We start from the raw sequence: 25710 nt of genomic DNA on the forward strand, positions 1-25710 counted from the left end.
CATCATCACCCTGTCATTGTGAATGGTCAATATGTTATGTAAGCGTTACAATAACAACAAATGATAAATGGTGAGGGAGGGTTTTATTCATGCGTTTTGAGAAAGGGAATGTACGTAAGTCACTGCCTTTAAACGGTGAATGGGAATTTTGCTTGGACCCCAAAGATGAGATATCTATCGAACATGTAACATTTAAGAACGGCCATAAGATCCAAGTACCCGGTTCATGGGAGGAGCAAGGCTATGGGGAAGAGAGTGAACATGATCCATTAGGAACGTGGAAAAAAGAGAGGGAATATATCGGAAAGGCGTGGTATTGGATTGAGGTTGATTCGTCTAAGCTCGTGAGCGATCAACACCATTACTTAGTATTATCTGGCGTTCATTGGTTTACGGAAGTATGGTTAGATGGGATGTTTGTGGGAAATGGAGAAGGTCTGGTGACAGATCAACGGTTTGATTTGACGTCGTTTATTAAGTATGACAAAGTTCAAACGCTTGTGATTTCCGTAGATAATCGTCTGCATATTCCTTTAATGGAAAGTCATATTCACTCGTATCATACTGCAACGAATTGGGGTGGGATTACGGGTGGCGTGGAAATCGAGAGCTTACCTGTGACTAAATTGGAGCGTGTTTCCTTTTATCCAGAAAAAGATGCTCAGTCTTGGCGTTTACGAGCTGAAGTCTGTTGCGAGGATATAAGAGATTGTCAGTTATCGGTTGTTATAAGAAAGAATGGATCAGAAAAGGTGATGAAAGAAATTGAAACGAGTATCCAATTGCAGCAGTCTCATTCATTGATTGAAATAGAGCTAGACTTGAATGAAGCGGATATAACACTGTGGTCAGATAGTCATCCAGCTTTGTATGATGTTGAATGTTTCCTTCATCAAGGAGGTTTGGTGATCGATTGTGTAGAAAAGCGGATAGGAGTAAGGCAATTTCAAACGGAGGGTCATCATTTTTTATTAAATAATCAGCCTGTATTCTTGAGTGGGTATGTGGATTGTTGTGTGTTTCCGCTAACAGGGTATCCTGTTTGGGACAAAGCTCATTATGTGAAGCAATTTCAAATCGCCAAGGAGCATGGCTTTAATCATGTTCGTTTGCACGGTTGGTCAGCGCCTAAGCCGTTTTGGGAGGCGGCAGATGAAGAGGGAATGCTTGTACAAACAGAGCTTCCTCATTGGTCGTATCACTACATTAATAGGGATGTACAGCCGCCAGAGGAAGTGCAGTCATTCTTCAAAAGGGAGCTTGGCCGTTTGCTGGAGCTGTTGAACGAGCATCCTTCGTTTGTCATGCTATCGCTTGGGAACGAGTTAATCGGTGCTAGTGGTCATGATGCGTTAAATGAATTAGTGGAGCTCGCTCAATCAATCGATCCATCTCGAATGTATACGGACAATACGGGGTTTGGCCAGCTTCCAGCCCATGATCGTCAAGGGAATTTCTATATTCAGTCTTTGAATTGGCATCCTCCGTATGAATTAAGTTATGCTGGTTCACCCAATACGACTGAGGATTATCGTGAATTGACGAGGCTAACAGAGAAGCCTGTTATTGGACATGAGCACGGACAATTTACGATGTATATTGATCCGAGTATTGAAGAGAAGTTCAATGGACATTTAAAGCCAGTTTGGTTGCACTCGTTCAACCAGTCCGTTGCAGCGAAGGGATGGGGGAAGCGAGTCGATCAATTTAAGAAAGTGACGGGCGCTCATATGGTCCGATCCTATAAAGAGATTATGGAGAGAGCTCGACGTACACCGAAGCTAGCTGGAATCCAGCTGCTAGATATTCGTGACTTTCCTGGACAAGGACATGCGACGACGGGAGTATTAGATGTGTTTTGGGATCGTAAAGGTGTAATCGAACCGAAGGAATTTAAGCGGTTTAACGATGCACGTGTTCTGCTTATGCGGAGTGATCGCCGGACGTTTTATGGAGGAGAAGAGCTAGAAGTCGCACTGGAGCTTTCCAACTTTGGTGCGAGGGTTGGTGAAGGTGTTCTAACGTGGACCATAAATGATGGGGAAACGGTTTTGAAGCAAGGGAAACAAACGGCTTCCTCGCTTGAAGCAGGCATGCTCCATTCATTTGGGAACATTCGTATGAAAATGATAGAAGATCGACCTGTGCAGTACTCGTTATCGGTCACGTTTGAATGTGCTGGGACGAAGGTTGAAAATGAGTGGGGTTTCTGGTCTTATCCTCGGAAGCCTTTACCTATTAGTATAGAACAGATTTGGACGAATATGAAAGAGCTGAATTCCTTTTTATATGGGGCAACGTATGGTGAGTTAATTGGGATTGAAGAGCGTAGTTATAAAAAGGAAGATGCTCGATTGGCGATTACCGAATATATGTCGCGTGATGTGTTGCAGTTTTTATTAGATGGTGGTTCGGTATGGTTGATGGCTAAGCCTGGTAATCAATATGATGAGGTGCAAACGAAATATTTGCCGGTCTTTTGGAACTTCCTCTGGTTTCCGACCCAAGCTAGTACGACAATGGGGATGATTGTGAATGAGCATCCTGTGTTCAATCATTTCCCGCATGATGGGATGTCCAATTGGCAGTGGTATCACCTTGTCGATCAGACAGCAGCCTTATGTCTAGACGGTGTTCCGCAAGTAGAACCGATAGTTGAGGTCGTTGATAACTTTCACCGAATGAAAAGGTTAGCCTATGCTTTTGAAGCGAAAGTCGGTAAAGGAAGGTTATTTGTCTCTAGCTTTCGGACTTATGAAACGAATGACTTGAAGCGTCCTGAAAATAGCTATCTGTTCCAGACGATTTTAGATTATACATTAAGTGAATCGTTTCAACCGAATGCAAAGCTGACAGTTGGTGACCTTGTTCGGATGTTTAAAGTGAATGGGCAAACGGTCACATGAGTGGGTACGAGGCCCGCGCTCTTTCCACTCCGATTGGCGAAAGAGGAGGCCACTGAAAAAGTGCGATTTTCACTTTTTCAGTGGCCTCGCGAAAGCGGGAGGGGATAACGAAGCCGACGATTTCACGGCCCGAGTCTTCGAGCCACGACGAGGCCCACTTTTTCACGCTACCTGTGCTCCTCGTTCCTCTATTCTCTCTATATTTCAGATTTGTACGACGTTACGGTTTCTTCATGCCTCTATTTTGACATTTGTGCCTCATTTCTCTTATTTTTGCTTGGATAGCGGCAGGGGGATTAACTTTCCACGCTGAACGGTTATTTTTTTCTAAATAAGGGCAAGAGGATTCCCTATTGGAGTGGGCTCTTTCACACTCCGAGCGACGACAGAGTGGCGGACGACGACGAGCCTCCTGATCTAACGCTGCATGAGGTTCTTCGTTCGGATTAGGATTCCTTTTGCAATACTCGCAAAGAGACTCGCTTCGTTGCCACAGAAGCGAAATGGCTAGTAGTTTATTTATCATCTTCGAATGGACACTGGAGAATGTTATATGATCATTTGGACTTTTCTTTGAATGAAACTCTTGTTTTCAAGATTTATCCTTTTAACGTCATTCTGTAGGCGCTTGGGGATTGGCCGATGATTTTCTTGAACATGCGTGAAAAGTAATAAGGATCCCTAAAGCCAATATCGTAGGAGACCTCCTTGATGCTAAGCTTAGTTAAGTCGAGTAGCTGACAGGCACGTTGGATCTTAAGGCGTAAGAAATAATCGATCGGTGGAAAGCCTGTTGCTTCTTTAAAAATATGGTTAAGGTGCTGCTTTGAGAGTTGCACCTTTTTTGCTATGTCTTCAAGTGATACCGACGTATGAAGATGATTTTCCATGAATAGAATGGCTTCTTCTATATAGGACGTTTTACGTTCGGTATCATGTGATTGATACGTATGCATAGCTAACGTACTGAGCAAGTAACGAATCGTTTGAGTGAGATGAAGGTGGTGCTCGATTGAATAAGGTTTATGTGAGATAAAGTCATAGCATTGGTTAAACATTTGAATGAACAGAGAGCCTTCTTTGTAGGAAATCTCGATCGGCTTAAGGCAAAGGTTCAATTCAAGTGCTAATGTGGAAATACTGCCTCCTTTTATATGAAACCAGTAAATACTCCATGGATTTCGTTCATCGGCAAAATAAGTATGTGCTGTATGAGCCGGTAAAAAGAAAAACGTGTTAGGTTTTATGTGGATCATATTGCTATGATTTAATTGAATCCATCCTTCTCCTGCAGAGCAGTAGATCATAATATGTGAAGGGCATCCTCTTTCTCGTTTTCTAAAATGATGATTGGCTTCTGGAAAGTAGCCGATATCACTCATATATCCTTCTTTGAGAAGTGTATGCTCATGTAAGTCGTCCTCAATATATTCAGGTAAAATGTATAGCTTTTCTGCCGCGAAGCCATCAGCCTTTTTCATATGATCCTCCATATTTGAGAAAATAAATGATGTTATCTCTACTAGTATAGCAAACCTAAACCTAGATCAAAACCGAATATTATCCATTACATTCCGCATTTGCTCAATGGCTTCTGACTTTGGACATATGTACGCTTATGTTAAGACATGGGAGAGGGGTTGCTAGTGAATGGGCAAAGTTGAACAAGTGAAAGTATGGACCGAGAAACGAGAAATTCCAACTTATAAGACAGGAAAGCCGGAGAAAAATCCAATGTTTTTAGAAAAACGAGTGTATCAAGGGAGCTCGGGGAAGGTATATCCGTATCCTGTTATTGATAAAATTGAGGATGAGAAAGAGTTAAAAACATATCAGCTCGTTATTTTGGAAAATGAGTATATTCGGATTGAACTAATGCCGGAAATTGGCGGGCGAATTTATCGAGCACTCGATAAAACAAACGATTATGATTTTGTCTATTACAATCGAGTGATTAAGCCTGCACTCGTTGGGTTGGCAGGGCCATGGATTTCGGGTGGAATTGAGTTTAATTGGCCACAACACCATCGACCGAATACATTTGGTCCAGTTGATTATCAAATGAATGAAAATGAGGATGGAAGTGCAACGGTCTGGATGGGAGAGATTGATCGCATGTACGGAACGAAGATGACAGCAGGGGTTACGCTACATCCTGATAAAGCTTATTTACAAATTGATGTGCAACTATACAATCGGACATCCATGCCACAGACGTTTCTTTGGTGGGCGAATCCAGCTGTAGCGGTCAATGATTATACACAATCCGTTTTCCCTCCTGATGTAAACGCTGTCTTTGATCATGGGAAGAGAGATGTATCGAGATTTCCGATTGCAACAGGCGAATACTACAAAATGGATTATTCCGCAGGTGTGGATATTTCAAAGTATAAAAATATTCCGGTACCGACTTCGTATATGGCTTATAAATCAGATTATGATTTTGTCGGGGGCTATGATCATCAAGTACGTGGAGGACTGCTACATGTAGCTAACCATCTTCTTTCTCCTGGTAAGAAGCAATGGACGTGGGGGAATGGGGAGTTCGGTCAAGCGTGGGATCGGCAGCTAACCGACGAGGATGGACCGTACATTGAGTTAATGACCGGTGTCTTTACGGACAATCAACCGGACTTTACATGGCTTCACCCTTATGAAACAAAAACATTTACGCAATATTTTATGCCTTACAAAGAGATCGGACTTGTGAAAAATGCGACGAAGGATGCTGCGCTAAATATGGAAGTCGATGAGCAGGAAGGGAAAGCAGTCATCGCTGTATACGCGACATCGCTAGTAGAAAAGGCAACAGTGAAGGTAACTGGAAAGGAGACGACTTATAGCGAAAAGGTATGCAGGTTGTCTCCAAATGATATCTATCATCTTGAATTTCAGTTGAAAGAGAGTGAGCAGCCTCATGACGTTCTCGTTGAAGTGAAAGACTGTAAAGGAAAAAGGCTCGTTTCCTATCAGCCACAAAAGCCAGCATTAGAGGAAATCCCTCAAGCAGCTAAACCGTTACCTGAGCCACAAGAATTGAAAACGACGGAGGAGCTCTATCTTGCGGGCTTGCATCTTGAGCAATATCGCCATGCAACCTTTGAACCGGAATCTTATTATGAAGAGGGTTTGAAGCGTGATTCGAAGGATATTCGCCTGAACATTGCATATGGGCTAATGCTGCTAAGAAGAGGTTTGTTCGCAGAAAGTGAACGTTATTTCCTCCAAGCTGTGCAATCGTTAACGTGGAAAAATACGAATCCGTACGATAGTGAAGCGTACTATCAGTTAGGGTTGAGTTTAAAGCTACAAGGGAAGCTTGATGAAGCATTTGCCAATCTGTATAAAGCGGTTTGGTCGTCGTTATGGCAGGATAGTAGTTATTTCGTTTTGGCGCAAATTGCGACAGAGCGTCAGTCTTATGAGGATGCATTAGAGCTTATTGATCGCTCACTTTCAAGAAACAAGAACCATATGAAAGCACGCATGCTAAAAGCAGCTCTTTTGCGTAAGACAGGGCAATGGAATAAAGCGTTGAACGAATGTCGGCAATCGATTCAGCTAGATTCAATGGATTTTGGGGCGTATTTTGAGCAAGTCTTCATTCTAGAGGAGCAAGAAGAGCAGGAGGAAGCACGACGTTTATGGAATGTAATAGTGGAGTTGACGAGAGGAGAATCACAATCATTTCTTTATATTGCGAATGATTATATGGAGTGTGGGCTGTATGAAGAAGCAAAAAAACTCTTGACTAAAATAGTGAATTTCTCGAATGAGCCGATGGTACCTTATACGTTAGCTTATATCACTAAGAAGCAAGGTCGTACGGAAGAGGGGAAGCGTTGGCGTTTGAAGGCTTATGAGATTGATGAGTCTACATGCTTTCCGAACACACTGCAAGATTATCTCGTGCTAACTAATGTTCTCAAGGATTATCCTGATGATGAGAAAGCACATTATTATTTGGGTAATTTACTTTATGATAAGAAGCGTTATGATGAAGCGATTAATCATTGGGAAGAAGCAACAGATCTTGCACCATCATTTGCCACACCTCATCGAAATTTAGCGTTAGCTTATTACAACAAGCGTCATGAGCCAAACCTTGCTCTTGCATCATTACAGCAGGCTTTTCGGTGTGATCCTAGTGATGCGCGTGTGTTCTATGAGCTCGATCAACTTAAGAAGAAGCTTGGGTTTGATCCGAAAGAGCGTTTATCATTAATGGAAAAATATATTGATTTAGTTGAACAACGAGATGACCTCTATATTGAATATGTCACGCTACTAAACGTTACTGAAACATATATGCTGGCAATTGAGCGTTTACTGTCGCGAACCTTCCATCCGTGGGAAGGCGGTGAAGGAAAAGTAACAGAACAGTATGTCTATGCTCACGTCGAATTAGGAAAATGGCATTTGAAGAAGAGAGACTATTCGCAAGCGATCAACTTGTTGAAAAAGGCGTTACATTATCCAGAGAATCTCGGAGAAGGAAAACTTCATGGAGCACAGGAAAATGATATATTTTATTATTTGGGTTGTGCTTATGAAGGAGATGAGCAAGCTGAACGATCAGTGCAATACTTTGAGGCTGCTTCAGAAGGAATAGAAGAGCCAGCAAGTGCAATGTATTACAATGACCAACCACCAGAGATGATTTTTTATCAAGGGTTAGCTTGGAAGAAGCTGAACAATGAGCATGAGGCGAATAGGAGATTTCACACGTTGATCGACTATGCGGAAAGACATTATTTCGATGTTGTGAAGATTGATTATTTTGCTGTATCCTTGCCTGATTTCCTTGTGTTTGATGATGATTTATCAATTAGAAATCGAATACACTGTCATTTTATGCGGGGATTAGGATTGTTAGGTTTGAATAAGCAAGAGGAAGCTATGAAAGAATTTAAACAGGTTTTGGAGTTAGACCCTAATCATCAAGGAGCGGCAATTCATCTTACGATGGCTCAAGGAGAAAGGGAGGGCTAGCATGCGAGAATATTCGATTGATGTAAAAGGAGCGAGGAAGGAGATTTACCGAGCTGATTTAGACGTACAAGGAACGGCACCGAATGGTGATCAATGGTCGTTAACGAATTACTACCTTGAAAAAAACGGCCAGCCCTTTTTCGGGATTTCTGGGGAATTTCACTTTAGTCGCTATGATGACCAGAAGTGGGAAGATGAGTTAATTAAAATGAAAATGGCTGGGATTACGATTGTTCCGACGTATGTGTTTTGGAATCACCATGAAGAAGAACGAGGTGTGTATGAATGGTCAGGTAATAAAGATGTCAGAAGGTTTGTAGAATTGTGTCAGAAGCATGGTCTCTATGTGATCCTTAGAATTGGTCCATTTGCTCACGGTGAAGCAAGAAATGGTGGAATGCCCGATTGGTTATTTGGTAGACCGTTTGATCTGCGCTCAAATGATGATGAGTACGTATCGTTTGTTGAGCGGTTTTATACGGAAATTGCCGAGCAGATAAATGGACTTTTATTTGGGCAAGGTGGTCCGATAATCGGTACGCAAATTGAAAATGAATTTGAGCATGCAGGAGCACCCTGGGAGATCACGACAGGAACTGCCCAAGAATGGGTCTCTGCAGGGAAAGATGGCGATTCTCATATTAAGGTGTTAAAGGATGTAGCGATAAAGGTCGGCATTAAGACGCCACTTTATACGGCGACTGGCTGGGGAGGAGCAGCTGCTCCAGCTCATGATGTATTGCCGTTGTGGGGTGGATATGCTTTTTGGCCGTGGATCTTCTATGGAGATGAGACCGAGCACCCGGCCACTTCAGAATATGTCTATCGAAGCTTCCATGAGGACGGGACGACGTATGCTGCGTTTACACCGAATTACCCTGCTAGTAGCCTTCCGTATGCTTGCTGTGAAATGGGCGGTGGAATGACTGTTTTCTATAAATATCGTTTTCAATTGCCTTATGAAAGTGTCGATGCAATGGCTAACATGAAGGTTGCAGGTGGGTGTAATTTCGTTGGGTATTATGTCTTTCATGGTGGCTCCCATCCAAAAGGTAAGAAAACAGCCTTTTTAAACGAAACAGCAACACCGAAAATATCGTACGATTATCAAGCGCCACTTGGGGAATTTGGTCAAGTTCGAGAATCGTATAAACGATTGAAGCGTCAGCATTATTTCTATCAGCAATGCGAGCAAATATTAACGAAAATGAAAACTGTTTTGCCAGAAAATGCAGATCAAGTTGCTCCGACAGATGTAGATACGTTACGATATGCGGTAAGAGCAGATGGTGATCGTGGTTTTCTGTTTATTAACAATTATCAGGACCATGTGGAATTGAAGAATCAGGAGGATTTCGCGATAGCATTACAGCTTGAGGAACAACGAATTCGTGTGCCACAGCAAGGGACAATGTCGCTTGCAAAGGGGGAGTCATGCATTCTGCCGTTTCGTTTATCTTTATCAAGCTGCACGCTATTGTATGCGACTACTCAATATATGACACAGGTTGAGTATCAAGAAGAAGTGTATCATTTCTTCTTTACGCCGAAAGGGATGTCACCTGAGTATTCTGTTGATAAAAAGGGGATAGTCGCGGTACATACGGATGCAGAGGTAGTAAAGGATAAGACTGCGTATGTCATTAGGGGAGAAGAGCTCATGAATCAACCGGTTATGTTGGAATGTGAGGGTGGTAAAAGAGTGCACATATGCACGCTCACACATGAGGAATCATTGAATTTCTGGAAAGTGAATCTTGATGGGCAAGAGAGAGCAATCGTAACAAACGCAGTCGTCTTAGTTGATCAACATCGTTTTCGTTTAGAATGTCAAGAGAAGTCACCATTTGAATTAAAAGCATTCCCTGCATTTCGTGATACGATTTCAAGTCGAGAACAAGAGATTGTACACTTAGGACAGAGTGGAATCTTTCATACGTATCGGTGTAAGCTGAGTAAACGGGGCGTTGAATGCGAAGTGGAACAAGTGAGTGATGCAAAAGTGAAGGTGCGAGTGCCTGATGTGGCCTTTGACAGTGTTAAGGAATTGCTTCTGAATGTTGATTATGAAGGAGACATCGGCTATGCATTTATCGATGGAGAGCTGATCCACGATAACTTCTGTAATCAAACGACTTGGCAAATTGGTTTAACGGCACATGAAGAAGCGATTAAGGAAAAGGGAATGTATCTCTATATCTCTCCTTTGAAGGAGGATAGCTACGTGAAAAGTGATTCTCCAATGGCTGCTCGCTCTGAAGTGGCACGAATGCAGATTGCAAAGATTAAGTCAGTGTGGGTTTCTTCGGTTGTTGAGATGGAGCTAGTAGATTATTAGAAAGGTAGCTGTTGTCAACCCTGTACTGTGAAGAAATACAGGGTTTGAGGGAACTGAAAAAGTACAAAACGACTTTTTCAGTTCCCTTTAGGTTTTGTCTTTTAGTAGTAGGGGAATGAGAGGAAAAGAGTAAGGTATGAAGGAAGTGAGGGTCATATGAAGAAGATATTGATTTACTGTTCATTTGTTATGCTGCTCATACTCATTGCTTGTCAGCAAGAGGGATTAGACGAAAATGAGGAGAGGCCTATAGAAAACGAAGAAAGTGATGAGCCTGAAGAGGATGAAATACTCGAGGAGAGAATTGCAGAAGAGTTCGTTCTTTACACAGATTTTGAGCTAGTAGATGAGACTGAGATGGCAGTTATGACATTACAGCTTGAGCAATTAGAATCACCTCGTGATATGAATATGAGATTTATGGACTCATTAGTTGCTAGTGATTTCACTTCAAATCAAGTGTTAGCTGAGCTTCTTGAAGTGACGATAGAAGATGGCTCTCAAGTGACACTTGTGTTTTCTGAGAATGAGCAATTAATGAGTATGGCGTCTACGGAGCAATTGATGTTCGATGAGATGCTAATGGAGATCAGTCATTTTTATGGGATTGATGAATTAAAATTCTATGTTGAAGATTCTCCTGGAATTACGTATGGACAAATGGGGGAAGTTGAAACGATGACTGTCAATAGAGAGGAGAACCGAGGGTATTATGCGGTTTCAAATAGTGATTCTTATGTAAGCGGGCGTCATATCGGTCAATCGATGACTAATACGTTTGAACAAACGGTTGAGCAAATGAAAGAAGCTGATGATGGTGAGTACTATTATTCAATGATTCCGAATGATTTGGAGATGACGGAAATTGTAGAGAATCAAACAGAAATTGAGATTACGTTTGAAACAGATGTAATAGACTTGACAGCATTTAAACATGGGCTAGTATTAACGGCGATTGATTTTGGCGTGGATGAGCTCAGGCTTGTGAATGACAGTCAGCGTACGAAGACCATTATAGAGCTACCATGAGCATTAACGGAGCAGTCGATTTGAACAATTGACTCATAAATAGATGAATTCGTTATAATCTGTCGACAAAGTATCGAAAAAGAGAGACAGTCGACAGGCTTTTTTGTGATTAGAGAGCATGACAATGATAACTCGTTTCGAATTCACTACCGGGATGGGTACGAGAAGAGAAAGATACAAAGGAATTAGTTATTTGTTGCTAGTGCATATTACAGGGAACATTTTTACATTGTCAAGTGTATGGATGCCGGTTCAATCAAACCGTAAGACGAAAGCGATACTTGCTATGTTTACGAGTGGATGGGGGAAATAAAAGGTCATTTAAGAGATATTAGGAAGGTGTAACGTAAAGCCGTATCAAACCATGCATACTTTTCATAAAGCATCTCCCGGTTACTATTGATATATCAAATGAACGAGGTGCTTTGTGGTGTAGCTTGTTAGTAGGTCTATCACTCAATAACGATAGTTGAAGTTATTTACAAGTAAACATTAATCATGTTAAACCGATATAATTAAAGAATGATTAATTGCTAGACAACAAGATTACGAGGAGGGAATAGAATGAAAAGAAGAGGTTATAAAGTATCGGTCTTATTTTTCATGTTTATTTTTTTGACTCATTTACTCTTTCCTTTTGGCACATTTGCTACAGCTGAAGCCGAAAAAGTAGATGTGCTAGTTACGTATGAAGGAGATTCTACAAAATTAGTAGATTCTTTCAATCGTGCAAACTATGAAAATGTAGTCGAAATGGGAGCATTACCGATTATATCAATGAAGGTACCTGAACGTGAGATTGAACGGTTAGAAGGATATGCTAATGTTGTTTCGGTTTCAATTGATCAACCGCTCCATTTGATGGTAGAAGAAGCAGACTCATCAAGAGAAATAAGTGAATATGATTGGAATAACGAAATGGTGAAGGCTTTTGATGCTTGGGATGATGGCTATACAGGTAATGGTGTCAAGGTGGCTGTATTAGATACAGGATTTGATGAGCATCAAGATATTACATATGCAGGTGGCCATTCGGTATTTGAGGATGACGTTTATACATATGATTTCGATGGCCATGGTACGCATGTAGCGGGAATCATTGGTGCACAAAAAGGAACGACGCATCAAGGAATTGCTCCAAACGTTGAATTATATGGTGTGAAAGTATTTAGTGAAAATGGAGGTGGGACTACTACAGATCTCGTCTCTGGAATTGACTGGTCGATTCAAGAGGAAGTGGACATCATTTCTATGAGTTTAGGCTTTGAGGGTGAGGTTCCTGCTGTACTTGAAGCGATTCAAGAGGCGGTTGAACAAGGGATTTTAGTCGTTGCAGCAAGTGGAAATGATGGAAATGAAGATGGATCAGGTGAACAAATTGAATATCCTGCAAAATACGACGAGGTTATTGCAGTTGCGTCAGTTGATCAGGATTTATCACGTTCAAGCTTCTCAGCCACTGGGCCTGAAAATGAAGTAGCTGCTCCTGGTGGTACTATTGGCGGGTTAGCGCCGGGAAATAGTTATGTCGCAATGAGTGGTACTTCTCAAGCCACGCCTCATGTTGCGGCTTTGGCAGCTATTTTAATGGAGAAATATCCTCAGCTTTCAAATGAAGAAATTAGAGATCTTCTTATCAAAAAAGCTAATGATCTCGGTCCAGAAGGACGAGATAGCTTGTATGGTTATGGCCTTGTGCAATATGCTCCACTAGACATTGAGCCACCGGTTATTCAATATGATGGTGAATTAGAGATAGAGGTTGAACATGGTGCGGAATTTATCGTTCCAACCGTCACTGTAACAGATAATGTCGATGGAGATATTGAGGCGACGGTTACAATTTATAATGAAGAAGAACAAGTGGTTAAGCAAATTGACATTGATACAACGGTACCAGCTACGTATGTTGTGGAATATACAGCGGTTGATGAAGCTGGTAATGAAGCAGAGCCGTTATACATTACAATTAAAGTATTAGAAGAAGCTACTACACCGCCACCAGAAGAAGAGACTGGTGATGAGAAGGATCAAGAGCCAGTCAAAGAGGAAGAGACTGGTGATGAGAAGGATCAAGAGCCAGTCAAAGAGGAAGAGACTGGTGATGAGAAGGATCAAGAGCCAGTCAAAGAGGAAGAGACTGGTGATGAGACAGATCAAGACCCAGTCAAAGAAGAAGAAGGTTCAATCGCTCCTCCAGTTGAAGAAGAGCAAGTTGAGTTGATCTTAGTTCAACCAGAAGAAAAAGATGGAGCTGCGATTATTTCAGATGATGTGATAGCTTCGGTAATAAATCGTGGTACACTATGGATTGCACTTAATTCTGTTTCTACTGATTTAAGACGTCTACAATTAACAGCTGATCAAGTAAACGAATTAATTACACGAGGTATTGATATAGTGTTATCCAAGGAGGATGTACAGATACAAATTCCAGCGAGCGCATTCAAGCAAGGGGATGCGGTCATTCATATGGAGCTTGTTGAATCCGAAGATGATATTTCTAATATTGAGCAAGCCAAAAGCGCGGTCTATCAATTTAAGCTTGTTCAAAATGATGATAGTGTTCATCAATTCGAGGAGCCAATCGAACTACGCTTTCCAATTAATGAAGATGGTGATACAACTAATTTGAAGGTTTATTATTGGAATGAACAGACAGGTAATTGGGAAGAGATAGGTGGATACGAAGAGGATGGCTTTATAGTAGCTGAAACGAACCATTTTAGTATTTTCACAGTGTTCTCTTCAAATATATTTGAAGAGAACGGAACTGGAAACGGAACTGGAAACGGAACTGGAAACGGAACTGGAAACGGAACTGGAAACGGAACTGGAAACGGAACTGGAAACGGAACTGGAAACGGAACTGGAACAGAAAATGAAACTGAAACTGGAAATGGAGAGTATCAACCTGAAGAAGTCAGTCATGATGAACAAAAAGGATCGGGTGAAACATTACCTGATACAGCTACAAATTTGTATAATTGGTTGATGGTTGGTGCGGCTTTAATCGTAGTAGGGTTTGCATTTACAACGATGAGAAGGATGAAGCTGAAGAACAATTAAGCGTTTCAGTTTTAGGACCCATAGCTTACGGCTATGGGTCTTTTTTCTAAAGCTTTGTTAAATAAAGAAATATAGTATAAATGATTCAACAATTTAGTCCTATATCCGATATATTTTATATACTGTAATTAAAAGGAGGAGCATGATGAATTTAGAACAATTGTCTCAACAATACATAGGTGGTGAATGGAGGAGCGGAAAAGGAAATACTATTCTCAATAACGTTAATCCATATACAGATGAAGTAATCAATCAATTTCATGTTGCAAATGTTGCAGATATTGATGAAGCCTATCAATTTGCTGCAAAAGCAAAGCAAGAATGGGATCATGTGAATCCGTATCAAAAACGAGATATTTTAGAGCGTGCAGTGATGTATATAGAAGATCATGAAGAAGAGATTACAAGTCTTATTGTAGATGAACTAGGTGGTACACGTCTAAAAGCAGCATTTGAAATAGGGCTCGTTAAAAATATGATTAAAGAAGCAGCCACCTTTCCGTTAAGAATGGAAGGGAAAATTCTACCATCGGCGGAGAATCAAAAAGAAAATCGGTTATATCGAATACCTGTAGGTGTTGTAGGAGTCATTAGCCCATTTAACTTTCCATTCTTTCTATCGGTTAAATCTGTTGCACCGGCATTAGGCGCAGGTAATGGCGTTGTATTAAAGCCCCATGAAAATTCACCAATTACAGGAGGAACATTGATTGCCCGTATTTTTGAAGCGGCAGGAGTTCCGAAAGGGTTATTAAATGTCGTCGTGACAACGATCGACGAGATTGGTGATTCCTTTGTGGAGCATCCGATACCGAAAATCATTTCCTTTACAGGTTCAACGAAAGTAGGAAGTTATATCGGCCAACAGGCCATTAAAAACTTTAAAAAGCCATTATTGGAGCTCGGTGGTAATAGTGCCTTTGTCGTTTTAGACGATGCCGATATTGATTATGCTGTTCAAGCAGCTACTTTTAGCCGTTTTACACATCAAGGACAAATATGTATGTCAGCTAACCGAGTACTTGTTCATCAATCAATTTATCAAGAATTCACTAAAAAATATGCAGATAAGGTATCTCGATTAAAAGTAGGTGATCCACGTGATCCAGAAACGATCATTGGACCTGTTATTAATGATCGCCAAGCAGAAGTGCTCGCGCAATTGATTGACAAAGGGATTGAAGAAGGAGCTGTTCCGTTATTAAAAGGAAACATCTCTGGGAGAATGGTGGAGCCAACGATTTTAATCGACGTCAAGCCGAGTATGAATGTTGCACAAGAGGAATTGTTTGGCCCTGTTGTATGCGTGATTCCGTTTGAATCGGAGGAAGAAGCGATTCAAATCGCTAATAATACGCGTTTTGGATTAAGTGGGGCAGTACATACATCTAATGTAGAGCGTGGTGTTGAATTTGCTAAGAAGGTTCGTACAGGGATGATTCATGTAAATGACATTACGATCAATGACGAACCAATTGTCGCCTTCGGTGGAGAAAATCAATCTGGAATTGGTCGCTTGAACGGGGAATGGAGTTTAGATGAATTTACGACATTACAATGGATTTCTGTTCATTACGGTCAACGACAATTCCCATATTAAATAAAGGAGGTTACGTGACATGAGTCAAGATGTAAAATCAAACCAAGAGATTATTCAGGCTTTTGAAAGAGTTGCTCCATTTCTTAATGAATTGATACAAGATGATATTACAGTCGGTATTTATGATACAGAAAAATTAATCGTTAATATTCCTGGCAAGACATTTTCGTTAAATGTGAAGCCTGGTGATCCTCTGGCAGAGGGAGATATCATTACAAATGCAATCCGTAACAATCAACCATTGTCTGCCAATGTTCCAAAAGAAATATTTGGGTTCCCATTAATCGCTCGTGCAATCCCACTACATGATGATGAAGGGAAAGTCATCGGCGGTGTTGGGATTGGTACAAGCTTGGAAAAAGCAAATCAGCTCTTTGAAATGGCTGAAAGCTTCTCTGCGATTGTAGAAGAGACGGCAGCATCGATTGATGATATTAGTGATTCTATTCAAAAGCTAGTCGTACATGTAACGGAGATGTCAGGACAAATGAAGGATGTGAGCTCAAGCGCGGAGCAAATTGGAGAAATCTCATCTGTCGTGCAAGGAATATCAGATCAAAGTAATTTATTAGGTTTGAATGCGGCTATTGAAGCAGCACGTGCAGGTGAAGCAGGGAAGGGATTTTCTGTTGTTGCTAATGAAGTACGTAAGCTGGCAACGTATTCGAAAGACAATGTTAATCAAATTAACCAAATTACGAATAATATTCAGCAACTTCTTATGGAACTGAACGGTGCTTTCACAGATATTCACTCCTTAACTGATACACAAGCTAGGTCAATTGAGGAGTTTTCTGAAACGATCCAGGAGATTAGTAAAAATTCACAAGAACTTGCTTTATTGGCTGAATCTTCATTACGGGCAGGAGACCAGAGCGAATAAAAGTTTAAAAAAGCTTGTCTGTTATTAATAAAGGTGTATCCAAGGTTGATTTTGGGCTTTTGGGTACACTTTTATTTTTTTTTTGCAATTATTAAATGACATTTGTCACTAATCGGAAGCGATAGGTGATGTCATACTAATGTTGAAATCAATAAGGGAGAGTGATGGAAAATGATTATTGCATCGATGAATGATGTGGTAAAACGCTATGGCTCGTTTGTCGCTTTAGATTATGTGAACTTAACGATTAAAGAAGGAGAGGTCATTGGATTATTAGGGCCAAATGGGGCAGGGAAAACAACGCTTATACAAGTACTCACAGGTATTATTTCTAAGGATAACGGAACGATTACGTTGTTTGGTGATCATAAAAAGCCGTTTAGTAACCAAAATAAACAACAAATGGGCTTGGTGACACAGGAGTTGACGATATTTGAAGATTTAACGGCTAAGGAGAATTTGGAGTTCTTTGCTGGTGTGTATGGGCTGAAGGGGGAAGAGAAGAAACAAAGAGTAGAGGAAGCTCTTCGTTTTGTCGGACTTTCATCTAAAGCGAAGATGTTGCCGAAGAAGTTTTCTGGCGGAATGAAAAGACGGCTGAATATTGCTTGCGCTCTGACACATAATCCGAAGCTGGTGATTATGGATGAGCCGACTGTAGGCATTGATCCACAATCAAGAAATCACATATTAGAAACAGTTAAAGAACTACAAAGACGTGGAATAACGATTATTTATACGACCCATTATATGGAGGAGGTTCAAGCGATTGCTTCACGGGTTGTCATTGTTGATCAAGGACAATTAATTACGGAGGGAACAACAGAAGAATTGATCCAAACGATTCAGCATGAAGAAAAGCTAGTCATAGATGTGACTGATCCTCATTTAGTTCCACTTGACCGCCTACAGTCATTAACTGGGGTGAAGCAAGTAACGAAGGAAGGAAGCAATATTCATATCGTATCGACAACAGGTTCAGGTAACCTTGACCGGGTGCTGTCAATTGTGAAGTCACATACGAGTGTTCTTGGTATTCAATCGGAGAAACCGAATTTGGAGGATGTCTTTTTAACGCTTACGGGGAAACAATTGCGTGATGGGGAGGATGAATGATGAGAGTGTTAAGTACGGTTCCTTATACGATTAAGCGATTGGCTAGAGATTATATGACGATGATGCTTCTTCTTTTGCTCCCTATGGTTATTTTGACGGTTTTTTCTTTCATCTTACCAGATGTACCTGGTGAAAGAGGATTTCCTATTATGGAAGAAACAGCTATGTATATGATTGTAGGCTTTCAATTATTTGGGGGAGCTATTGTTATGTCTTATATTTACATGGACTTTTTTACTGAACGTCGTCATCGTATCCAAACATTGCCCATGAATCATACATTGTATGGATATACTATAATGCTGCTTGGAACGATCCTTTCCGTGTTACTTGGAGTGATTTTAATGGTGTTTTCACAATACGCTTTAGGAGTGAATTGGAGCCATCCTCTATGGAGCATTGTTATTATTTCGTTAATGGCGATATTGTCGAGTATTGTTTGTTTGATTTTCACTTTTACGGTGAGGAACTTTAAGATTGCTGAAAGGCTAAGCGAGGTGTATGGTCTCGGTGCGTTTCTCATGGCTGGTCTGTTCTTTCCGATGCCTGATCATGTCATTATCGATTGGTTTAATCAATACGTTAATCCATTAACAATCAGTTACGTAGCGATTTTTGACTATAATGGTGTGTTCGAACAGGAAGTGATTTTTCAAGTACTGCTTCTACTTGGATACATTGTTGTCTTATTTGCTATCATGCTCGCTTTAGGAAGGAGACGTATGCCATGACGATTTTTTTCTTTGTGTTGAAGAGAAATGTTCGTAATCTATCGAACCTTTTGTTTTTAACGGTGTTTCCGATTGCGGCTATATTTTTACCTAATTCTCCTGAAGGGTGGATGTGGTTTCCGGTTGGTTATCAATACTTTGGGATCTTGATTTTATTTGTCGGGATTCGCCTAACATCTTTAATGGTTGAAGATCGGCAAAAAGGAGTTATCAAACGACTAGCAGTTGCACCTGTGAGCCATTTCCAGTATCTCTGGCAAAACTTATTGGCTTATAGTCTTATTCTTGTGCTTCAATGTATCATCGTCGTGGCAGGAGGGTATCTATACGGACATGAGCTCTATCAACCGATGTATGTACTTGTATTATTCATTTTGTTCAGCTTCGTTTCCTTATCAATGGCATTAGCGTGGAATTCACTATATCGTAGTAAGGAATCAGCATTTTTAGTATATATGGCAGCCGTTATGCTTATGTCGTTATTAGGTGGCTTAATTGTTCCAGTGGAAATGCTTCCTACTTTTCTTCAACGCTTATCCATGCTTTTACCCGTGCATTGGTTAGCTGAAGGGTTAGGTTGGATCGCGATTGGAGATGAATCCATTAGTCATTTCCTATTTATTGGAGGTATAATGGTTTTATATACATTTTTGTTCTTGGTGATTGGGAGTATGCGACGAATACATTGATTCCCTTTAGAGTTTGGTATGGATGAGGTGAAGTATGAAGGTAAAGGTAGAGCCTATTTCATTTGTTTATTTGATACGTATATTGTGTTTGCTTTTTCTTAGTACACTGTGGGTTGTGAATGATCAATGGAATAATGGATTTATTCTCATCTTCATCCTTGCCATACTAGCTGGGTTACGTTGGAGATTCAAAATACCTTTTTGGTTGTCCTTTGTTGATTTAGTGTGTTGCCTTCTCTTTTTACCTATTTGGAGTGGGAGCATTTATGGAATCGCTCTGTCGCTTTTTGATGGAATGGTGAGAGGTCGATTTTATTCTCTGTTCCTAATTCCTGTCGGTGTGATATTGGCTTCGGTTCATGAGGTCTTCTTATTTTGGTATTTACTGAATGTAGGTGTAATAGGTGCTATTCTATATTATTGGAAAAAAAGCTACGACCAAACGATACTTGAGGCAGATGAAGAACGTTTGGCTCGCTATGAATTAGAGAAGGTGAAGGCGGAATTACTAGAGGCCAATAGCCAAGCTGTACAAATGGCTGAGGTCTCAGAAAGGTATCGCATTGCTCGTGATTTACACGATCATCTCGGTCATGACTTAACGGGTGCGGTTCTTGGCTTGCAAACATTTAGAAGGCTTGAAAAAGGACGTGAGAAAGAGGCGATATTAGATCAGGTTCAAGAAAGGATTGAAAGAAGTACGACGACATTACGTGAAACTGTTCATGACTTGACACCTGTAGCGAGATTAGGTGCAGAACAACTGGCGTTTATTGCGAACAATTATTTAGGAAATGAGGTTGAGGTGGAGTTTAATCAATCAGGGAATATGAATGTCGTGCCTGTTCAAATTTGGAGCTTACTTGAACCTTGTATGAAGGAAGTTCTGACTAATATTGCACGTCATAGTAATGCAACTAAGGTGATCATTCATTTAGATGTAACAGAAATGATTGTTCGATTAAGTGTTCGAGATAATGGATTCGTCTTGGACAAAGAAGATCATGGGACGGGGTTAAGGCATTTAAAGGCAAGAGCGAGAGCGGCTGGAGGCAGTATTTCTGTGAATGTTGCTGATGGTTATTTAGTTGTATGTGTGTTTCCGATTCATGAAGGAAGGGGTGAGTTAAATGAAGATCGTCATTGTTGATGATGACCCTCTTGTCTGTCAAAGTTTGAAATTGATGTTGGAGCTTGAAGATGATTTTGTTGTTATTGGTACTGCTGGAAATGGTCAAGAAGCAATAAGCTTTTGCAAGGGAAGCGATGAGAATCCGGACCTTATTTTAATGGACATTCGTATGCCAGTTATGGATGGGATCGAAAGCACAAAACGGATTAAGAAGGATTTTCCTCATATCCTCATTATGATGCTAACGACGTTTCAAGATGAGCCAAATATTCGACTTGCGCTTCAAGCTGGGGCGAATGGCTATTTAATCAAGTCGACCGCTGAGAAGAATATGACGCAGCAAATTAGGGCATTACAGTCTGGCTCCTCTGTATTTGATGAAACGGTTGTGCAGAAGCTAGTTGAACCAAGAGCAGATCGTTTAGACATGCTAACGGATAGAGAGAGTGCAGTGGCAGAAAGGGTGGCGCAAGGTCTTTCTAATAAGGAAATAGCTGAGTATTTGTTCTTAAGTGTTGGGACGGTACGAAATACATTGTCCGTCATTTTGGATAAGCTGGAGCTTCGTGATCGTACACAGCTGGCTATTTTTTATTTGCGGCATAAGAAGTAAGGGCACTGAAAAAATTTGGTTATTAATTTTTTTCGATGCCCTCAAGTTGTCTCTCCTATGAAATGAGATCTATTTCGTTCAAAATTTTTGAGAGGCGACGTATTCCTTCGTGTATTTCCTCCTCGTTAAGATGACCGTATCCAAAGATAACTTTCTTTGTATGATGACCTTTCTCTATCGAATGATCCTCAACTGGATAAAGGTAAACCCCATTCGTCCGAATCGTTTCAATTATCTTATTAGAAAAATGTAGATCGTGCCATTCTGCGATCAAGTGTAATCCAGTGGAATGACCTGTTATAGACAGCTGGTTCGGAAATGTTTTGTGCAGTAAATGTATGAGTAGATCACGCCTTTTTCGGTATACCTTTTTCATTTTTAAGATATGACGTTCTAAATAACCCTTTTCGATAAATCGTGCTAAAGTCAACTGTTCAACGGATGGTGTATGTAGGTCTGAGAACCATTTGTATTCACGGCATTTTTGAATGAACGGTTGCGGTAGCACCAAATAACCGATACGTAGAGCTGGAGATAATATTTTGCTAAAGGAGCCGACGTAGATAACTCTTGTTGGATCAAGGCCTTGTAATGAACTAACTGGAGCACCTTCATGGCGAAATTCACTATCATAATCATCCTCCACTATGTAGCAGTCTGCCGCTCTTGCTACATGAATTAAATGGATTCGACGTTGAATCGGAAGAGTACTACCTAAAGGGAATTGATGGGAAGGAGTAACGAAAATCGCATTTAATCGTTCGTGCTGTTTAATTAAGTCTGTTTGGAGACCGTTATGGTCAACAGGAATCCCTTGGATGATCGCCCCACTGCTAGAGAAGATCGATTGGATATCCTCTGTAATCGGATCTTCCATAATGATTTGATCTTCCTTTGATAATAAGAGCTTTGCAACAAGTGATAATGCCTGAGTCGCTCCAGAGGTAATAACGATTTGACTAGAATGGCATTGGACGCCTCTAACCTTTAATAAATAGTTAACTAATTGTTCTCTTAATTCTAAGAGACCTTCAGGATTGCTATAGCTTAGAGCTTTATAATCACAGTCATGAATGGTGTTGTATGTGAGCTTTGCCCATATGGCTCTTGGAAATAAGCGTAAGTCGGGAATCCCTGAACGAAAGTTGGTAACATTTTGATCATCAGAAGGTGATCGCTCTTCGTTTATGTCGGAAAGGCTCATATGTTGATTTAATTCAAAATGGGCGCCATAGGAAACATAAGTTCCAGAGCCTTGACGTGTCTCGATATACCCTTCAGCCATCAACCTTTCGTATGCTTCAATCGTAATATTCCGCGAAACACATAAATCCTGCGCTAATTGCCTCGTAGAGGGTAACCGCTCATTTGCTTTTAACTCAGCTTGTAAAATTTTCTTTTTTATTTGTGTATAAATCTGCTCTGTTAAAGGACGTTCTAATTGTCGGTCAATTGATAACCATAGCATTTAAATCCCCCATTCTTAAATTGGTACTGTTGAAATGGTGATATAGTGGACCTATTTTATACCAGTTTACCATGGTAGCCTAATACATAGTAAATCATTTAACGAAAGAAGGGGAAGTCATGTTCTCAAAAGATGCATTAGAGATGGCACGTGTTTTCAAGAAATTGGCTCGTGATGAAGAGAAGAAAGCAAGTGTTCTTCAATCAGAAGAATGGTATTCATTATTATTAAAAGCAGCAAAGAGGTTTGTAGCAGGAGATACTAAAGAAGAAGCAATTCAACAAGCAATGGAGCTTCTTGAGAAGGGTTATGATATTTCTTTAGAATACATGGGTGAAAATAATAGAGATGAGAAGATGAGTATCGATGCAAAGGATGAATATATCGCATGCATCCAGGCTATCGGGAGTAAGGCAAGGGGGGCAACGGTATCATTAGATTTATCTCACATTGGTTTATTGGTTAATCGACAACTTACCTTGAAGCATATGCGTGAACTGCTTCATCAAGCAAAACGCTTTGATCATGTGATGATGATTAGTATGGAAGAAGCCACAAAAACGGATGTCATATTGGATATATACAAGGAGCTAGTAGTTGAATATCAAAATATAGGTATAACCGTGCAAGCTCAATTGCATCGATCTGAAGCAGATATAGAAGAATTAATCCATTATCCAGGGAAAATACGAATCGTAAAAGGCGCCTATCAAGAAGATGAAGGAATTTCTTTACCGCGATCTAAAGAGCTAGATGATCGTTATATTCAGTTAGTAAAACTCATAACGAATGCTCATAAGCCATTATCGATTGCGACTCATGATGAGAAATTAATTAAACGTTTATTTAATCAAGAAATTCTTCATCGAAAAGGTGTTGAATGTGAAATGCTTTATGGCATTCAACCGAACTTGCTTAAAGAGCTAAAGGATCAAGGTGTGGCAACAAAAGTGTATATGGTCTATGGTACTGAATGGTATTTATATTTGTGTCATCGTTTAGCAGAATACCCACCGAATATATATAGAGCTGTGACAAGTATGCTTGACTCTACATCTTATCTAAGAGAATCCTATTAAGTGAGCTAGGAAGAATGAGACGCGCATATTTCAAAATGATACTGGCTATGTTTCTTGCAGGAAGTTCAGTTGTTACAAATAAAGTACTTGTCGAAAATGTACCCGTTTTTGTTGCTTCTGAATTAAGGTTTTTAATGGCTACCATGATTTTAGTACCATTTTTATTCGTCTATGAAGAAGTTACGAAAGTATGTAAGAAAGAACTATTCATACTGTTTCTTCAAGCGTTAACAGGAGTGTTTTTGTTTAGTATTTGTATGCTTTATGGTTTGAAATATACGACTGCTCTGGAAGGTGGGATTATAACAAGTACGCTTCCTGCTGTTACGGCAGTGTGTGCGTTTTTTATTATAAGGGAAAAGCCATCATTCAAAGTGCTGATAGGCATAGGGTTAACGATGATAGGATTGGCTTGTATTCAAACGGCAGGAGTTAGTCAAGTTGGAAGGGGATTAGCACCGTTAATCGGCAATGGATTCATTTTTTGTGCGGTCATTAGTGAAGCTTTGTTTGTTTTGCTAGGGAAGATTAGCTCAAAGAGGCATTCTCCACTTGTTATTGCGACTTTCGTTAGTGCGATAGGGTCAATATTATTTTTACCGTTTGCTATTTATGAGTTGCGATTATTTTCTTTTAGAGAGCTTTCATTAATAGATTTCGGGATTATCGTGCATCATGGATTATTTGTTACAGTAGTAGCTTTCATATTAATGTATCAAGCTGTTAGGGAAATACCAGCAAACCAGGCTGGCGTGCTAACAGGAGTCGTCCCGTTGAGTGCAGCTACATTATCGTTTATTTTTTTACGAGAGCCGTTTTCTTTTGGTCATTTGGTTGGGATGATACTTGTTTTGTTAGCAGTCTGTTTGATTGCTTATGGGAAGAACCGAAAGATTGAACATCATGCATAAGTTGGCTAGGGATAAGTTGTTTAATTAAATGACTTATTCCTAAATAAAGTGTTAGTAAAAAAAGATATTGACAATCGTTTAATTACGTTTTATCATTTATGTAAACGATTACGTAAACGTTTACCTAAGTGGGATACAAAGGAGTAAGAGATGGCTAGTATAAAAGATGTTGCTAAAGTAGCGAAAGTATCAACCGCAACAGTATCACATGTGATTAATGGAACTCGTTATGTTGCAAAAGAAACGAAGGATAAAGTTTTTTTAGCGATGAAAGAACTAGATTATAAACCGAATTTAGTTGCCAAAAGCTTAAGAAGTCGAAAATCTATGATTATAGGTTTGATAGTCCCTATGCAATATACAGATACATCAAATTTTTTCTTTATGTCCATTGCAAATGGAATTGAAACGATTGTAAAGCAACAAGGCTATAATTTGATTTTGGGTAATTCTCATGAAAATATTCAAACTGAAATTGAACAAATTAAACTGTTTAATTCACAGTTGATAGATGGACTCATTATTGCACCAACAGCTGATAATGTGGAGCCTTATCTTGAACATTTTAGTGGAGAGTATCCAGTGGTTTTTATTGATCGCAAACCTGTTGGATACAATGGAGATCTTGTTATCGCAGATAGTTATAGTAGCACATTAGAAGCTATTACATTGTTAATGAAAAAGGATCATAAGAAAATTGGGTTTATAACTGGACAATTAGGAATATCGACAAGCGACGAGAGGTTAGCAGCTTACAAAAAGGCATATGAACAAAATGATTTACCTATCGACAATTTATGTATTAAAGAAGGGGAATCCTGCTTTGATGGTGGATATAAGTTTGCAGAAGAATTGGTTGAAAATCAAAATATAACTGCAATTTTTGTTGCAAACAATGTTATGACGATGGGAGCATTAAGGTATTTAAATGAAAATCACCTGAAGGTTCCTGATGATATTGCTATTATTGGATTTGATGATTATGATTGGATGAAGATTACGTCTCCACCTATTTCGGTTATTAAACAGCCATCATTTGAAATGGGTGAGGAAGCAGTGCGTATTCTTTTAGAACGTATAGAAAATGGAAAGGAGTATGAAGGAGAACAAGTTTTGTTACCTTCAGAGTTTATTTCAAGAAAATCGGTGTAAGT

General features: G+C 40.0%; 18 protein-coding genes. 16 read left to right on the plus strand and 2 right to left on the minus strand.

Translation table 11 applies throughout. From position 1 onward, the window contains the following. The first annotated feature begins 89 nt into the window (after positions 1-89). Positions 90-2906 (plus strand): glycoside hydrolase family 2 protein, encoded by a 2817-nt coding sequence (locus MW695_RS10230; RefSeq protein ID WP_247105212.1) that lies wholly within the window; start codon positions 90-92, stop codon positions 2904-2906. Between the two features lie 599 nt (positions 2907-3505). On the opposite strand, the gene MW695_RS10235 is transcribed toward MW695_RS10230, so the two are convergent. Then, positions 3506-4387, minus strand: a complete 882-nt coding sequence (locus MW695_RS10235; protein WP_247105213.1) for an AraC family transcriptional regulator — start codon at positions 4385-4387, stop codon at positions 3506-3508. Positions 4388-4556: 169 nt separating this feature from the next. Here MW695_RS10235 and MW695_RS10240 point away from each other — a divergent pair, with 169 nt between their 5' ends. The 12 genes from MW695_RS10240 (at position 4557) to MW695_RS10295 (ending at position 21098) form a co-directional block, all read left to right on the plus strand. Then, positions 4557-7898 carry a DUF5107 domain-containing protein gene (locus MW695_RS10240; RefSeq protein ID WP_247105214.1) on the plus strand — a complete coding sequence of 1114 codons (3342 nt, stop codon included), beginning with the start codon at positions 4557-4559 and terminating at the stop codon, positions 7896-7898. 1 nt (position 7899) lies between these two features. Next, a complete protein-coding gene (locus tag MW695_RS10245; RefSeq protein WP_247105215.1) occupies positions 7900-10236 on the plus strand; it encodes a beta-galactosidase in 2337 nt (778 codons plus the stop codon). A gap of 156 nt (positions 10237-10392) precedes the next feature. Then, complete coding sequence (locus MW695_RS10250) at positions 10393-11265, plus strand: hypothetical protein (RefSeq protein WP_247105216.1); 873 nt, start codon at positions 10393-10395, stop codon at positions 11263-11265. Between the two features lie 154 nt (positions 11266-11419). Next, positions 11420-11578, plus strand: a complete 159-nt coding sequence (locus MW695_RS10255) for a hypothetical protein (protein ID WP_247105217.1) — start codon at positions 11420-11422, stop codon at positions 11576-11578. Between the two features lie 251 nt (positions 11579-11829). Then, positions 11830-14334 (plus strand): S8 family serine peptidase, encoded by a 2505-nt coding sequence (locus MW695_RS10260; RefSeq protein ID WP_247105218.1) that lies wholly within the window; start codon positions 11830-11832, stop codon positions 14332-14334. Between the two features lie 142 nt (positions 14335-14476). Further along, positions 14477-15934, plus strand: a complete 1458-nt coding sequence (gene yfmT, locus MW695_RS10265) for a benzaldehyde dehydrogenase (protein WP_247105219.1) — start codon at positions 14477-14479, stop codon at positions 15932-15934. 19 nt (positions 15935-15953) lie between these two features. Next, a complete protein-coding gene (locus tag MW695_RS10270) occupies positions 15954-16817 on the plus strand; it encodes a methyl-accepting chemotaxis protein (protein ID WP_247105220.1) in 864 nt (287 codons plus the stop codon). A gap of 171 nt (positions 16818-16988) precedes the next feature. Then, positions 16989-17933, plus strand: a complete 945-nt coding sequence (locus MW695_RS10275; RefSeq protein WP_247105221.1) for an ABC transporter ATP-binding protein — start codon at positions 16989-16991, stop codon at positions 17931-17933. Beyond that, positions 17933-18664, plus strand: coding sequence for an ABC transporter permease (locus MW695_RS10280; protein WP_247105222.1), 732 nt, complete (start codon positions 17933-17935; stop codon positions 18662-18664). The genes MW695_RS10275 and MW695_RS10280 overlap by 1 nt, the downstream gene beginning before the upstream one ends. Further along, complete coding sequence (locus MW695_RS10285) at positions 18661-19353, plus strand: ABC transporter permease (protein ID WP_247105223.1); 693 nt, start codon at positions 18661-18663, stop codon at positions 19351-19353. Before MW695_RS10280 ends, MW695_RS10285 begins: the two co-directional genes overlap by 4 nt. Before the next feature lie 34 nt (positions 19354-19387). Further along, positions 19388-20503, plus strand: coding sequence for a sensor histidine kinase (locus tag MW695_RS10290; protein WP_247105224.1), 1116 nt, complete (start codon positions 19388-19390; stop codon positions 20501-20503). Then, positions 20484-21098, plus strand: coding sequence for a response regulator transcription factor (locus tag MW695_RS10295; RefSeq protein WP_247105225.1), 615 nt, complete (start codon positions 20484-20486; stop codon positions 21096-21098). Before MW695_RS10290 ends, MW695_RS10295 begins: the two co-directional genes overlap by 20 nt. Positions 21099-21153: 55 nt before the next feature. On the opposite strand, the gene pdxR is transcribed toward MW695_RS10295, so the two are convergent. Then, a complete protein-coding gene (pdxR, locus tag MW695_RS10300) occupies positions 21154-22566 on the minus strand; it encodes a MocR-like pyridoxine biosynthesis transcription factor PdxR (RefSeq protein ID WP_247105226.1) in 1413 nt (470 codons plus the stop codon). A gap of 119 nt (positions 22567-22685) precedes the next feature. Here pdxR and MW695_RS10305 point away from each other — a divergent pair, with 119 nt between their 5' ends. From MW695_RS10305 to MW695_RS10315, 3 genes are all read left to right on the plus strand, one after another. Next, positions 22686-23645 (plus strand): proline dehydrogenase family protein, encoded by a 960-nt coding sequence (locus MW695_RS10305; RefSeq protein ID WP_247105227.1) that lies wholly within the window; start codon positions 22686-22688, stop codon positions 23643-23645. A gap of 14 nt (positions 23646-23659) precedes the next feature. Continuing rightward, on the plus strand, positions 23660-24556 hold the full coding sequence (locus tag MW695_RS10310; protein WP_247105228.1) for a DMT family transporter: 897 nt from the start codon (positions 23660-23662) through the stop codon (positions 24554-24556). Positions 24557-24706: 150 nt separating this feature from the next. Then, positions 24707-25708, plus strand: a complete 1002-nt coding sequence (locus tag MW695_RS10315; RefSeq protein ID WP_247105229.1) for a LacI family DNA-binding transcriptional regulator — start codon at positions 24707-24709, stop codon at positions 25706-25708. Positions 25709-25710 lie beyond the last annotated feature (2 nt).

It is taken from the genome of Halalkalibacter sp. APA_J-10(15) (assembly GCF_023017105.1).
Taxonomy (GTDB): Bacteria; Bacillota; Bacilli; order Bacillales; family Bacillaceae_D; genus Halalkalibacter.